Genomic DNA, 13469 nt, shown 5'->3' on the forward strand with positions numbered 1-13469 from the left:
TATCGGCGACCGTGCCGCCGGTGTCGGAAGCCAGGACCGGCAAGGTGCGGATTCGTCTCGACATCTCCGTCGACCAGATCGACGAGGCGATGGCCCTGGTCGTCGATCTCGGTGGCCGGTTCACCGGGGAGCGGCACGACTACGACGAGGGCGTGGTCGTCGTCATGGCCGACCCCGAGGACCACGAGTTCTGCCCGGTCGAGTACCACCGCTGACAGTGGACGCGTTTTCGCTCGGTCCGGACGGGATGCGAGGCTGAACGCGTGGCCTCCGGATCGACGTACACGTGGTCAACCCCGCTACCCGGCCCGCCGGTGACGCCCGGATGAGCCTGGCGTCGGCGTTCGTACCGATCTGGATCCTTACCGCGGTCGGCTACGCGGCCTGTCGTTGGGGCTTGCTGGGCGAGGCGGCGGCGGCGGTGCTCGGCCGATTCGTGTTCCATCTTGCGATGCCGTCCGCCCTGTTCCTGGCCCTGTCCCGAATGCCGCTGTCCGGGTTCGCCGGCGGCCCGCTGCTCGCCTTCGGGGTGAGCACGGCCGCGGTCGTCGGGTTCGGGTGGGTCGGCGCGAGCCGGCTGTTCGGTCGCCGGCCCGGCGAACGGCCGATCTGGGGCATGGCCGCCGGGTACGTGAACTCGGCGAACCTCGGCATCCCGATCGCGACGCAGGTGCTCGGCAACGTGTCGTTCCTGGCGGAGGTGGTACTGCTGCAGGTGCTGGTGGTGACGCCCGTGATCCTGGTCGCCCTGGACCGGCACAGCGACCCGGCCGGGCGGATACGGGTCGGACGAATCGCCTCCCTGCCGGTCCGCAACCCGGTGATCCTGGCGTCGCTGCTCGGTGTCGCGTGCTCGGCCACCGGCCTGCAGCTGCCCTCGACGGTCGGCGCGTCACTCACCCTGCTGTCGGGCGCCGCGGTTCCGGCCGCCCTGGTCGCGCTCGGCGCGTCGATGCACCGCACGGCGCCGTCGCGGGCCGAGCCGGCCCAGCTGGGCGAGCTGGCCGTGATCACCGCGCTGAAGCTCGTCGCACAGCCGGTCATCGCGTACGCGGCCGGGCTGGCCCTGCACCTGTCCGCGCCGCAGTTGCTCGCCGTGGTGGTCTGCGCGGGCCTGCCGACAGCGCAGAACACGTTCATCTTCAGCCAGGAGTACGGCGTCGGCGAGGCCGTGGCCAACCGGGCGGTGGTGGTGACCACGACACTGTCGCTGGCCACCCTGGCCGCTGCGGCGGCGCTGCTCGGGTAGGTCCGTCAGCTACTCGTCCGGCAATCGTGGTGAGTCACGCCGACCAAGGCGCTGGCGGCCAGTCCTCAACGGTCGACGCCGCCCGGGGACCAGCCGGTGGCGGCAGCCCATTCCTCCGCGACGGTCACGACGAGGTCGACCACCGGGTCTTTGACGTCCGTGTAGACGTCCAGGTCGCCGACGGCGGCGGCCAGAGCGTCCTTGAACCGTGCGTACGCTGGCACTGCTGCCGGGTGCGCCCGGAACCAGTCCCGGAACAGCAGGGCGAGCCGCTCATTCGGTGAGCCTTCGAGCCGACAGTGCAGGTTGACCTGCGGCTCACTGGCGCTTCGCTTGTTCCAGTACCGCTTGGCCCACCTGTGTGGCGGGTCGTCCCGACCGGCCGGTACGTGGTCTCGTTCGTATGGTCGTCGGCAGAATCCGAGGGCGGCCAGTGGTTCATCGAACGCGGCTACGGCGGCGTCGAGGTCAGCGACGCTGACCTGCAGGTCGAACACCGGCTTGGCTGCCATGCCGGGGATCGAGGTGCTGCCGATGTGATCCACCCGCCGCGCCACCGGTGCCAATACCGTCCGCAACTCGCGGACGAGCGCGGCGCCCTGTTGCGGCCAAGCCGGGTCGGGCGCGGCGATGAACGTGGAGGCGTAAGAATCTGGGACGACCACGGGTGGCACGGTAGCGCAGCGGTCGGGGTCGAGCCGCGGCCGCCGTGCTGATCAGCGTTCAGACGCGGCTGGCGCGATCTGGTCGAGGTGTGCGCCGACGGTGGCTTCGGCGGTTGCGTTCGAGGTCCGGCCGGGGCGCAGGAGGGCGTGCAGGATCACTCCGTCGACGAGGGCGTAGAGACGTTCTGCCTCGACCTTCTGATCGAGCCCGGGGCGGAGCGCACCGGCGTCGGCCAGTCGCCGGATCATGGTGGTGAAGGCGTCGGTGAGCCGACTGTCGATCTCCTTGCGCAGGCCGGCCATTGTCGGTTCCACGACGGCGCGTGCCGTGAACGCGAGCCACACCTCGCACTCGCCGCGCCGCGTCCGGTCCAGCGGCAGCATCTCGTCGATCATCGACCGGACCACCGCACGCTGGTCGCCCGTGGTGTCCACGGCTCGGATCCGCTCCTCGATCCGTTCTCCCACCAGCCGTAGGGCGAATCCGAGGAGTTCGGACTGGGTGGTGAAGTAGTGGCGCAACGAGCCCATGGACAGCCCGGCCTCGCGTGCCACGTTTCGCACCGATGCCTGCTCCAGCCCGTCCCGCATCACGATTCGCCAGACCGCCTCGGCGAGCTCGGTCCGTCGGGTCTGCGCATCCACCAGCTTCGGCACCACTTTTTATAACACACTCGTGTTACCGTCTTGCTGCTAACACAACTGTGCTAGATAAGCGGGGGCTTCTGTGTCACGTCGAGAACAAGCCTGGCTCACGGCAGCGGTGGTCGGCTGGATCGCACTCAACGGCGCGGTACTGCTCCTCGCGCCCGGCGACGCCCCCTTCGACTGGCCGGCCCAGCACGACCCGCCATCCGGGCCCGGCCAGGTGATCGTCGCTCAGGCCACCCTCGTCGAGTTGGTACTGCTCGCCGCCATCGGATACGCGCTCACCCGTGGTCGCCCCGCACCGGTGATCGCCGAGCGCGCACCGACGCTCCCGACCGCGCGCCGCGAAACAGGACTCGTCCTGGCGTACGGCGTCCTCGCCCAACTCGGTGGCCTGCTCATCGGCCGAGGGCTCGGCTGGCACCCGATCGGCTTCCACCTGCCCGGTACGCTCGTCGGTGCCACCGATCCGGTCGGGCCCGCCGAGGCGCTCGGCTGGGCCACGTACAACGTTGTGGTCTACGCGTTGTTGCCACTCCTGTGGTTCCGGCGGCGGTACACCGCCCACCAGATGTGTCTGCGCTCGGCGGATCGGCGCGGCGACGCCATCCTCATCCTCGCCGTCCTGGTCGTCGAATCGCTCGCGCAATGGGTGGTGCTCGGCCACGCGTTCGCCGGCCTGACCCCGGGTCAACTCGCCGTCGGAGGGCCACTGACGTTCCTGCTGTACTTCGCTGGCACGGTGCTGCCCACGGTCATCTTCGTGCAGAGCATCCTCGTCCCCCGCTACGCCCGTCTGACCGGCTCCACCACCGCGACCCTCGTTCTCGGCGGCCTGACGTACGCGGTCCTGCACGTGTTCGAGGGCTGGGGCAGATTCGGGTCACCGCGCGAGGCCACGCTGACGATCCTCTTCGTGCTTCTCATCTACACGCTGCCCGGCGCATTCAAGACCTGGCTCACCGTACGGACCGGCAACGCCTGGGTGCACGCGTGGGCGTACCACGCCTTCGCGCCACACACGATGCACGACACCGGGCTGATAGTTCGGATCTTCCGCCTCTGACATGTGCGGCACTGCCACCGGCCCGCCGCTGACGCCGGCCGACTGCGTCCGGTTGTTTGTCAATTACGCATTTTCGTGCTGGGGCGACGACCCTGTTGCCGAGGCGTCGTTCAGGGCAAGCTCCGCCGGATAGCTGTCGAAGTGCTTCAGGTTGAACTTGCGCACCGCCGTGGCCCACGGGTTGTGCGTGGCCAGGTGGACCAGGTGCTCGAAATGGGACAGGCACGTCTCGCCCCGCTGGGCACGCTCGGCGAGGATGTAGGGCTCCAGGACGCGCCAGGCCTGCCGGGAGCGGTAGCTGACCGTACCCACGAGGAGCCTCGGATCGACCGCCGCAAACGCGAGCATCTGGCCCAGGCCGTCGTAGTACAGGGCGCCTCGGTGCCGGCGCCGATGTCGCCATCCGCCATCACCTGCCGCCTCACTTCGCCGCCTCGCCGTCAGGTGCGGATTCGCCGTCCGGATCGGGCTTGTAGATGGTGTCGGCGATCTCCGACATCCACGGTTCCGGCGCGACCGCGTCCGGCCCGATGACGCGGATCGACGCCATCACGGTGAGCAGCATCCCGGTGGCCAGGAACTCGCGAGTCTCCTCGGCGGTCGCCCCGGTCAGGTCCCGGACCAGCTGATAGATCCGGCCGAAGGAGGCGCGTACGGCGGAGCCGATCGTCGGGTCGGAGCTGGCCGCATACCCGTGCAGCAGCACGGCGAGCAGGTCATGCTCGGTCAGTAGTTCGTCGTAGGCGGTGGCCAGGCTCGCCAGGTCCTCCTGTCGTTCGGCCGCCCGCCGGAATGCCTGCTCGATCCGGCCGGCCGCATGTTCGACAGTGGCGATGAACAGGCGCTGCTTGGAGCCGAACAACCGGATCACGTACGGCTGCGAGACACCGGCCAGCCGAGCCACGTCATCGGTGCTGGTGCCGGCGTAACCGGCGGTGGCGAACGCCTTGACCGCCGCCGCCACCAGTTGTTCGCCGCGCTCGCTGGCGGTCAGCCGGGTCCTGGTCATCGATGCTCCTTCGCAGGGACGTTGACATGTTATCAGTCGATAGCTACTTTCACAGGTGCCTAGTTATCATCGGATAACAACAAGGAGTCCCTGATGCCCGGTGCAAACACCGTCACCGAGAGCGCCGCCGTGCTTCCTCCCGGCCCACCCGACCGGCCCGACGGCCCACCCCTGGCCGCCGTGCTCGCCGCCGTCGGCGTACCGATGTTCATGGTCACCTTGGACAATCTCGTCGTGACGACGGCACTGCCCGTGATCAGGACGGAACTCGGCGCCTCCCTGACCGACCTGCAGTGGTTCGTCAACGCGTACACGCTTCCCTTCGCCGCGTTGCTGCTCACCGCCGCCGCGCTCGGCGACCGGATCGGCCGCCGCCGGCTGTTCCTCGCCGGGATCGGCCTGTTCACGCTGGCCTCCGCCGCCTGCGCCCTGGCCACCGAGCCGTGGATGCTCACCGCCGCCCGGGCAGTCCAGGGAGCGGCCGGAGCGGCCGTCATGCCGCTGTCGCTCACCCTGCTCGCCGCCGCCATCCCCGAGCAGCGCCGCAACGCCGCCATCGGAATCTGGGGCGGAATCAGCGGTCTCGGTGTCGCTGTCGGCCCACTGGTGGGCGGAGCGGTGGTCGAAGGGCTCGACTGGACGTGGATCTTCTGGCTCAACGTACCGATCGGACTGCTCGCCATCGGGCTGGCCGCGATGACCCTGCGCGAATCGCGTCGCCCGTCGTCCCGGCTGGACCCGGCCGGCCTGACCCTCTCCACCGTCGGCGTGCTGGCCCTGGTCTGGGGCGTGGTGCACGGCGAGGAGCACGGGTGGATGTCGACCGGGGTGGTGGCGGCGCTGGCCGGAGGCGTCGCGCTGATCTGCGGCTTCCTCTGGTGGGAGCGGCGAACCTCGGCCCCGATGCTGCCGCTGCGGCTCTTCCGTTCCCGCACCTTCAGCCTCGTCACCGCGGTGGCGTTCACGTTCTCGGTCGGCGTCTTCGGCTCGGTGTTCCTGCTCGCCCAGTTCTTCCAGGTGGTGCAGAAACTGAGTCCACTGGAGGCAGGGATACGCACGATGCCGTGGACCATGGCGCCGATGGTGGTTGCCCCGCTGGCCGGGCTCCTGGTGGGCAGGCTCGGCGTCCGCAACCTGATCGTCGCCGGCCAGAGCATCCTGGCCATCGCACTCGGCTGGCTCGCCCTGGTCGTTGCGGCCGACGTCGCCTACGGCGTGCTCGCCGTACCACTGGCGCTGGCCGGCATCGGGATGGGACTGACCTTCGCCCCGATCAGCACCGCGACCATGGCCAGTGTGCCGGAAGGCGCCCGGGGCGCCGCCTCCGGCACCAACAACTCCGTCCGCGAACTCGGCGTAGCCGTCGGAGTCGCCGCGCTCGCCTCGGTCTTCGCCGCCAACGGCGGGTACGCCACCGGCGCGACCTTCGTGGACGGCCTGACGCCGGCGGTCGCGGCGGGCGCGGCCGTGGTCGCCCTCGGTGCCCTACTCGCCCTGGGGCTCCCCCGAACCACCATCCCGTCGACAACAGAACACTGAGCGAGAGCGCTGATGGAAAACGTGGCCGGTCACGCCGCATGATCAAGGTCAAGGCCCTCTGGACGCCCGGCCGGTCCGGCCTCCACCACTGATCGCCAACCTCCGCCCCCGCGTAGGACCCGGCCCGGCAAGGAATCCGGGCCCTCCGCGACAGGCCCGGCCGCGCGGCGTTTCAGCGGCAATCGGACGCGCGGGCGCACGTCCGTCTGCCGTCTGGTCACTGACGTGCCGAGTGATCAGCGGCGGCGCAACGCCGGCTCGAGCAGAGCGGGCGGGGTGTCGTTCTTCTCGTGGGCGGCGAGGTCGACGCCGGGAGCCACGATCGTGTCGATCGCGTCCAGCACGTCGGCCGAGAGCACCGTGTCCGCGGCGGCGAGCTGCGAGCGGAGGTGGTCCGTCGTGCGGGGGCCGATGATCGCGCTGGTCACGCCCGGGTGCGCGGTGACGAAGCCGAGCGCGAGCTGGATGAGGCTGAGGCCGGCCTCGTCGGCAACTGCGGCAAGCTGCTCGACGGCGTCGAGCTTGGCGCGGTTGGCGGGGACGCTGATGTCGTAGCGCTGCTGCATGAAGCCCGAGCGGTTCGTGCTGATGTCCTGTCCGGCGCGGATCGCGCCGGACAGCCAGCCCGATGCCAGCGGGCTCCAGGCGAGCACACCCATGCCGTACTCCTGCGTCGCGGGCAGCACGTGGGCCTCGATGCCACGCTGCAGGATCGAGTAGTTCGGCTGCTCGGTCGCGTAACGGCTCAGATGTCCCTCGCGGGCGGCCCACTGCGCCTGCACGATGCGGTAGGCGGGGAAGGTCGAGGAGCCGAAGTAGCGGATCTTGCCCGCGCGCTGCAGGTCCGTCAGCGCCGACAGCGTCTCGTCGTCGCTGGTCGTCGGATCCCACCGGTGCATCTGGTAGAGGTCGACGTGGTCGACGCCGAGGCGGCGCAGGCTGTTCTCCAGCGCGGTGACCAGCCAGCGGCGCGAACCGCCCCGCTGGTTGCGCTCGTCGCCCATCGGCAGGGTCGCCTTGGTGGCCAGAACGACGTCGTCGCGGCGCCCGGCGATGGCCTTGCCGACCATCTCCTCGGACTGGCCGCCGCTGTAGACGTCGGCGGTGTCGATGAGGTTGATCCCCGCCTGGAGCGCTGCGTCGACGATGGCGGTGGCGTCCTCCTGGGTGGTGTTGCCGATCCTGCCGAAGTTCATCGCGCCGAGCACGAGGGTGCTGACCTGCACACCTGTGCGACCCAAGGTGCGGTACTGCATGACTGTTCTCCTTCACGTCCGGCGGTCCACGGTTTGGTGGCAGCCCGTGCGGTCAGTATGGTGAGCAAGCGGAACGATGTTCCGATAGCCAACATACGGAACGGCGTTCCGGTTGCCAAGTGACGTGACGGAGGTAACGCGACGTGGCCGACATCGACAGCGGCTCGGCGCAACCGGCCCCGCGCAAGCGTGCCGACGCCCGGCGCAACGAGAGGGCCTTGCTCGACGCTGCCGCCGCGGCGTTCGTCACCTCCGGCGTCGACGTCCCCGTGCGGGACATCGCCGTACGGGCGGGCGTCGGCGTAGGCACGATCTACCGCCACTTCCCCAGCCGGGCCGACCTCATCGTCGCCGTCTACCGGCACCAGATCGAGGCGTGCGCCGAGGCGGGACCGGCCCTGCTGGCGGACAGCGACACCCCGTACGCCGCTCTGGCGCGGTGGATCGACCTGTTCGTCGACTTCCTGGTCACCAAGCACGGTCTCGCCGCAGCCCTACAGTCCGACGACGCCGCCTTCCAGACCCTGCACGCCTACTTCCTCGACCGGCTCGTGCCGGTCTGCGACCAGCTCCTCGACGCCGCCGTCGCCGCCGGCGAAATCCGCCCCGACCTGGACGCCTACGGGCTACTGCGCGGCGTCGGCAATCTCTGCATCGGCGCGGGCAACGATCCCCGTTACGACGCACGCCGCCTGGTCGACCTCCTCGTGGCCGGGCTTGGCGTCCGCTAGGTGTTCAGCCCAGCAAGGTTGGGGACGTGACCGGGTCGAACGCGGGCCGCGCACCTGGACGTCCGACCTGCTCCCCCACCGGCGGGAGCCCGGCGATGAGGCGATCATGGTGCATGAGCACCCCGGTAGGCCGTCCGGATTCCGACGGCCCACCGGGGGTACGACGGGTCAGCGGCGGCCGGCCGGTTCCGGGCGCGCGTCTGGTTTGACCAGCGCCGGGAGCTTGCGCTCGAATCGGTTGAAGAGATTCGTCGACGGCAGGATGGGCCGGGTGCCCGTGGCCTGCTGGGCGACCTGGGCGCCCCAGACCGAGGCCCGCAGGCGCTGGTTCGGGGTGCCGTGGTGACCGGGGTCGTCGAAGTAGCAGTCGCCGACCTCGTAGAACGTCTGTTGCGCCTGGTGGATCTGGACGCCGTTGAAGTTGAGCCCGCGCGGGTGGGTGACGAAGTAGGTGCCGAAGCCGTCGGCCATCAGTTCGGTGCGGCGGGTCGCCTCGGCGCCGGTCAGCGGGCTGTCGAACAGGCCCTGTTCGAATTGGACGTGGTGGGCCATCTCGTGGGCGAGGATCGCGCGCGCGCCGGCTGTTCCCAGGCCGAGTGCGCCGATCGCGGTGAGCAGGCCCTCGCCGAAGACGACCTTGTCCGGGACGTCGCGCAGCAGCGGGTCGGCCTCACCCTCGGTCGTAAAGGCGTAGGCGTTCAGGGTGAAGATCGGGTTGCGTCCTCCGTCGAGCGCGGGGACGGAGCCGATGATGGCCATGATCTCGGCGGCGGCTGCTGCCGCCTGCTCCTCGTCCAGTCCCCAGATGAAGGCGACCATCCGAGCCACTCGCGCGGGATCCTGCAGCATGTCGTTCTGCATGGCCATGAGCTTGACGTCGAACAGGTTGACGTCCCAGAACTGCTGTGCGTCCTTGAAGGTCCGCTTCAACGTGCTCTTGTGGCTGGCGGGCAGGCCGTAGTCCGCCTCGTTGTTGGGCTGGCCGTAGATGAGCGCGTCGTAGGCCGCGTAATCCAGGACGCCAAGATTGAGCAGGACCAGCAGGGTGTCCGGGTCGACGCCTTCGAGCAGGCCCCGCGTGTACGTGGTGAACTGGGTGTCCTGGCACTGGTAGAGCGACGGGTCGATCGCGTCCGCGACCAACTGCTGCGCGAGGGACGGTTGCAGGCCCATCCTCTCCCGCTTGTCGACGAGCATGGCCTGCCAGTTGTCCGGTAGCAGCGCGGCGATGGCGGCGATGCGTGCCTGGGTCTTCGGGTCCGCGCCGGCGCGGGCGGTCGCGTAGTCGAACCGCGGCGGGGCGACGACGCCCCCGCCTGCGCTGACGCTCGCGAGGGGCGCCGCGTGGACGGGCCCCGGGGCCAGTCCCAGGCCGAGGACGGTTGCCGCCAGCAGTGCGGGTATCCGTCGCCTCATGCACACTCCTCGTTGTCCTGCGAGCCTCAGGTGTTGCGGCCACGATCAACTATTCGGTAGAGGCATTGAAACACGTGGGTGTCTGGTTGCACACCGTCAGAGATCGGATTGCCCCACGAGGGGGCTGCCGAAGGCGACAAGGGGGCGGCCGAGGCAGCGACCTCGCCCACGACGTGAGCGACGGTGTCGGGGAAACGCGGTGGACGGGACGTTTCACCCCGCCCACCGCGTTTCGCGATTGTTCAGTGCCCTGAGGTGGCCGCCGACTCCGAAGGGCTGGCCCCGGCCGGCGTTGCCGAAGGATCGGAGCGGGCGGCGTCGCCGTGCCCCGGCCACCAAGCGGCGTGGCCGAGGAGCGCGGTGACGCCGGGGACGAGGAGCAGCGACATGATGAACGCCGACAGCACGATTCCCACCGAGACCGCGAAGCCCATCTCGGTCAGGAACGACACCCCGGCGAACAGCATCGAGGTGAACGTGCCGGCGAGGATCAGACCGGCCGCGGCCACCGACGGTCCAGCGTGGTGGATCGCCAACGAGGCGGCGGTGCGGGGGTCGTTGCCGGCTCGTGCCTCTTCGCGGAGCCGGGCGATCATGAGAATGTTGTAGTCGGTGCCGATCGCCACCACGAACAGATACAGGATGATCGGCAGGGAGAAGGACACTCCAGCACGGTCGCCGATGCCCTGGAAGGCCAGGACGGTCGCCCCGAGGGTCGCCACGAAGCCGAGGCCGACTGCGATCATGAGGTAGACCGGGGCGACGATGCTGCGCAGGAGCAGCCCCAGGATCACGGCGATCAGCACCCCGGCCACCGGGAAGATCACCAACAGGTCGCGGTTGTTCGCGTCGCGGATGTCGGCGAAGACGGAGCTGACACCGCCGACCAGCGCGGTTGTTCCGGCGGGGGCCTGGTCGTGCGCCACCTGCCGGAGGTCGTCACCGGCCAGGTCGAGGGCCGCCGTCGAGTACGGGCTGGTGTTCAGCAGCAGGTTGATCTGGGCGATAGCGCCGTCGGAGCTGACGGTGGCAGGGCTGCCGTCGGGACCGGGCATCAGGCTACCGACACCGGGCACCTGGGCCAGTGCCTGCGCATACCCGGTGAGTGTTGCCGGGTCGAGGCGCTGGCCGTTGTCGGCGCGGACGTAGACGGTGGTCGGGTTGAGGGCTCCAGCCGGAAAGCCGGTCTTCAGGTCGTCCAGGGCGCGCGCCGACTCGGTGTTGGCGGGCAGCTGCGCGACCTGGTCATAGTCGACCTTCAGGCCGAACACGCCCAGCGCCAGTGCGACCATGACGCCGCCCGAGGCGAGGGCGACCACCGCCGGCCGACGTCCGGTGAGCCGACCCAGGCGTTGAAAGACGCTACCCCGCGGCGCGCGCTGCCAGGATTTCGACGGCCAGAACACCTTGGGGCCGATGAGCGAGACGATTGCCGGCACCAGCGTGACCGCGGCGATCGCCATGACGACCACCCCGATCGCAAGGCCTGGGCCGAGACTCCGGAAGCCGCCGAACACCGCGAGCAGAAGGGCGCCGAACGCGATCACGATCGCCGCGGCGGCCGACGCGATCACCTCACCGACCCGGCTGACGGCCGTGGCGAGCGCGTTCTTCGGGGCGTCACCGGCACGTAGCCGCTCCCGGTAGCGGAACAGCAGGAAGACGATGTAGTCGGTTCCCACGCCGTAGAGCACCACGGTGAGGATGGTCGTCAACGACTGGTCCACCTGCATGCCGAACGCCTTGACGAACAGGGCGATGACCGCACTCGACACCGCCGAGACCACGCCGACGACCACGACCGGCAGGAGGGCCGCGACCGGGCTGCGATAGATGATGAGCAGGAGGCCGACGACCAGTGCCAGGGTCACGATGCTGACCACCAGCAGCGCGGTGTCGAAGGCGTCCTGGTTGTCGACGAGGAGGGCGACGTCTCCGGTCACCGCGTGCGACAGGCCCGAACCCTCCAGGGTGGATTTCGTCTTGTCGCGGATGGACACGACCGCGTCGCCGAGCACCGGGTCGGCGGGTGGACCGGTGAGCGAGATGTTGACGAGCTGCACCAGCTTGTTCGGCGAAACCGCCTGCGGCCCGGTGACGGCGGCACCGACCCGGTCGATGCCGGCGCCCTGGATCGCCTGGGCGAGTTGATTGACCCGGTCGGTGTCGGCGGCGCCAAGGGGCTGGCCATCGCCGCGCTTGACGACGATCGTGGCGCTCGCCCCGTCGCCCTGGCCGAACGCGCGCTCCGCCACCTGCTGCGCCTGCACCGACTCGTAGCGGGACGGCAGGAAGCTGGCCTGATCGGTGCTGACCTGATCAGTCAGGGACGGCGCGAAGAACGAGCCGATGAGCAGCACGAGCCATACCGCGATCACTTTCCATGGATTGAGGACGATGGCGCGTCCGAATCTGGCGAACATGCGGGAGAACTCCTGTCATCGGTGATCAGTTGCCGCGACGTCCACCCGCCACGGACTGCCAACCAGGCGGCGGAGAACGGCGGACTGGGTTGCCATGTACGAAAGCAGTGCCTGTTCAACAACGTCGCCGCGTGCGGGCCGTGACGGGAGACCTCGACCGCGTCGCCTGATAGAAGTCTCGACATGCGGCTCTCGCCGCACACCTGAACCGGTGTGGTGCCATTCTGGCACCGCCTGGCTCAGCATGCAACCATCCTGGCTCAGAAAGGCACCACCCGGCACGGTCCCGTCGGGATGTCCTCACCGTGGTCAAGGCTCACGAGATGCGCAAGGCAATTCCGGTCATGGTGTTCACGAGCTCCGCCGTTGACGCAGCCGACGTGCAGAGCACCTGAAGCGCCTACGACTACGTCACGAAGCGCATCGACCTGGGCGCTCTCCAGCGCGGGGCCCCGCTGACTCGCAACCTCGCCCAAGGCAGGGGTCTGGGCCAGGTGAACGGTGTTCAGCGGGTGGCGTGCTCACCATGGTCGCCAACTTGCGCGTCGAACCAGTGGTGCAGAGCGTTGCGGAGCTCGGTGTCACTGGTGGTGTAGGTGACGCGGCCCCCGCCGGGGGTGGCTTCGTAGTCGATGGTGATGCGTCCGCCGTGCGCACGTAGCGCTTGCAGGCCGGGCATCTGGTTGCCGTGGATCGCGGCCGGGTCGGTGAAGTCGCCGCGGCGGAAGCGGGAGCTCTCCTCGTGCAGGTGCTGCTGGATGAGGGCGACCTGGTTGCCGTCCTGCGGGTCGTCGGCGGTCACGGTCTGGACGCCGCCGCTACCGCTCTTGGTGAATTGGTGCGTGGTGCGTTCCAGGTCGAACGGCATGACTGAGGCGCCCCGCTCGGCCACCTCGGCCTGTCGGCTGGAGGTCACCGGTGTCGGCGTCGAGTCGTCGGCGCATCCGCTGCTCAGGGTGATGGCGGTGGCGGTGGCAGCGACGATGAGCAGGCTCCGGGCTCGGGAGTGGCGGTCAGGACGGATCATCCGCGGCCTCCGCGAGAGTCTGCAGCGCGCGCACCACGGCGGCGTGCTGGTCATCGGGTACGCGAGCGAGCAGAGCGGTGAGCCGGTGCCGGCGGGCGTCGGCCTGCCGAGCAGCAGCGGTGATTCCGGCCTCGGTGAGCAGCAGCACGACACCGCGGCCGTCATTGTCGGCCGTCTCGCGGTGCACCCAACCCCGGTTGACCAGGTTGGTGACCAGGCGGCTGACGGTGCTCTTCTCCAGCCGCAGCCGGCGGGCCAGCTCCGCCTGACGGATGCCCGTGTCGCGGGCGATCTCCACCATGGCGTGCGCCTCGGAGACCGGCAGTGGCTGCCCGCATGGCGTGCGATCGGGCTGGTGGAGGCCGAAGTTACGGATGAACCGCATCAGGGCCTCCTGCGCCGCATCCACCTCCTCACCCTGCATGGTTCGACGGTACAAC

Annotated in this window: 14 protein-coding genes; 5 read left to right on the top strand and 9 right to left on the bottom strand. The window is 69.6% G+C overall.

The features are described 5' to 3' along the window. Positions 1 to 20: 20 nt before the first annotated feature. Both AB0C25_RS05265 and AB0C25_RS05270 read left to right on the top strand, forming a co-directional pair. Positions 21 to 215, top strand: coding sequence for a VOC family protein (locus AB0C25_RS05265; protein WP_357369846.1), 195 nt, complete (start codon positions 21 to 23; stop codon positions 213 to 215). Between the two features lie 71 nt (positions 216 to 286). Then, positions 287 to 1249 carry an AEC family transporter gene (locus AB0C25_RS05270; protein ID WP_357369848.1) on the top strand — a complete coding sequence of 321 codons (963 nt, stop codon included), beginning with the start codon at positions 287 to 289 and terminating at the stop codon, positions 1247 to 1249. Between the two features lie 65 nt (positions 1250 to 1314). Here the strand turns inward: AB0C25_RS05270 and AB0C25_RS05275 are convergent, their stop codons facing one another. Together AB0C25_RS05275 and AB0C25_RS05280 are read right to left on the bottom strand one after the other, a co-directional pair. Then, complete coding sequence (locus AB0C25_RS05275; protein ID WP_357369850.1) at positions 1315 to 1914, bottom strand: GrpB family protein; 600 nt, start codon at positions 1912 to 1914, stop codon at positions 1315 to 1317. Positions 1915 to 1965: 51 nt separating this feature from the next. Further along, entirely contained in the window at positions 1966 to 2571 is a 606-nt protein-coding gene (locus tag AB0C25_RS05280; RefSeq protein ID WP_357369853.1) for a TetR family transcriptional regulator C-terminal domain-containing protein, read from the bottom strand. A gap of 70 nt (positions 2572 to 2641) precedes the next feature. Here AB0C25_RS05280 and AB0C25_RS05285 point away from each other — a divergent pair, with 70 nt between their 5' ends. Next, a complete protein-coding gene (locus AB0C25_RS05285; RefSeq protein ID WP_357369855.1) occupies positions 2642 to 3628 on the top strand; it encodes a hypothetical protein in 987 nt (328 codons plus the stop codon). Between the two features lie 63 nt (positions 3629 to 3691). On the opposite strand, the gene AB0C25_RS05290 is transcribed toward AB0C25_RS05285, so the two are convergent. Both AB0C25_RS05290 and AB0C25_RS05295 read right to left on the bottom strand, forming a co-directional pair. Beyond that, positions 3692 to 3976 (bottom strand): hypothetical protein, encoded by a 285-nt coding sequence (locus AB0C25_RS05290; RefSeq protein WP_357369857.1) that lies wholly within the window; start codon positions 3974 to 3976, stop codon positions 3692 to 3694. A 73-nt stretch (positions 3977 to 4049) separates the two neighbouring features. Beyond that, the gene (locus tag AB0C25_RS05295; RefSeq protein WP_357369858.1) at positions 4050 to 4637 is read right to left on the bottom strand and encodes a TetR/AcrR family transcriptional regulator; all 588 of its coding nucleotides are present in this window, start codon (positions 4635 to 4637) and stop codon (positions 4050 to 4052) included. Positions 4638 to 4730: 93 nt separating this feature from the next. On the opposite strand from AB0C25_RS05295, the gene AB0C25_RS05300 reads away from it, so the two are divergent. Continuing rightward, positions 4731 to 6176 (top strand): DHA2 family efflux MFS transporter permease subunit, encoded by a 1446-nt coding sequence (locus tag AB0C25_RS05300; protein WP_357369861.1) that lies wholly within the window; start codon positions 4731 to 4733, stop codon positions 6174 to 6176. Positions 6177 to 6412: 236 nt separating this feature from the next. Here AB0C25_RS05300 and AB0C25_RS05305 read toward each other — a convergent pair whose 3' ends face one another. Then, complete coding sequence (locus AB0C25_RS05305) at positions 6413 to 7432, bottom strand: aldo/keto reductase (protein WP_357369863.1); 1020 nt, start codon at positions 7430 to 7432, stop codon at positions 6413 to 6415. A gap of 152 nt (positions 7433 to 7584) precedes the next feature. Between AB0C25_RS05305 and AB0C25_RS05310 the strand changes: the two genes are divergently transcribed. Further along, positions 7585 to 8163: a TetR/AcrR family transcriptional regulator gene (locus tag AB0C25_RS05310; protein ID WP_357370131.1), complete on the top strand. Its 579-nt coding sequence runs from the start codon at positions 7585 to 7587 to the stop codon at positions 8161 to 8163. Positions 8164 to 8331: 168 nt separating this feature from the next. Here AB0C25_RS05310 and AB0C25_RS05315 read toward each other — a convergent pair whose 3' ends face one another. The 4 genes from AB0C25_RS05315 to AB0C25_RS05330 all read right to left on the bottom strand — a co-directional run bounded on the left by AB0C25_RS05315 (position 8332) and on the right by AB0C25_RS05330 (position 13453). Beyond that, positions 8332 to 9579, bottom strand: a complete 1248-nt coding sequence (locus tag AB0C25_RS05315; RefSeq protein ID WP_357369865.1) for a hypothetical protein — start codon at positions 9577 to 9579, stop codon at positions 8332 to 8334. Positions 9580 to 9821: 242 nt separating this feature from the next. Beyond that, entirely contained in the window at positions 9822 to 12002 is a 2181-nt protein-coding gene (locus tag AB0C25_RS05320) for an MMPL family transporter (protein WP_357369867.1), read from the bottom strand. 505 nt (positions 12003 to 12507) lie between these two features. Then, on the bottom strand, positions 12508 to 13029 hold the full coding sequence (locus AB0C25_RS05325) for a hypothetical protein (RefSeq protein ID WP_357369869.1): 522 nt from the start codon (positions 13027 to 13029) through the stop codon (positions 12508 to 12510). Then, the gene (locus AB0C25_RS05330; RefSeq protein WP_357369871.1) at positions 13016 to 13453 is read right to left on the bottom strand and encodes a MarR family winged helix-turn-helix transcriptional regulator; all 438 of its coding nucleotides are present in this window, start codon (positions 13451 to 13453) and stop codon (positions 13016 to 13018) included. Before AB0C25_RS05330 ends, AB0C25_RS05325 begins: the two co-directional genes overlap by 14 nt. Positions 13454 to 13469: the final 16 nt, after the last annotated feature.

Origin of the sequence: Micromonospora sp. NPDC048839 (assembly GCF_040649915.1) — a bacterium.
Classification (GTDB): Bacteria; Actinomycetota; Actinomycetes; order Mycobacteriales; family Micromonosporaceae; genus Micromonospora.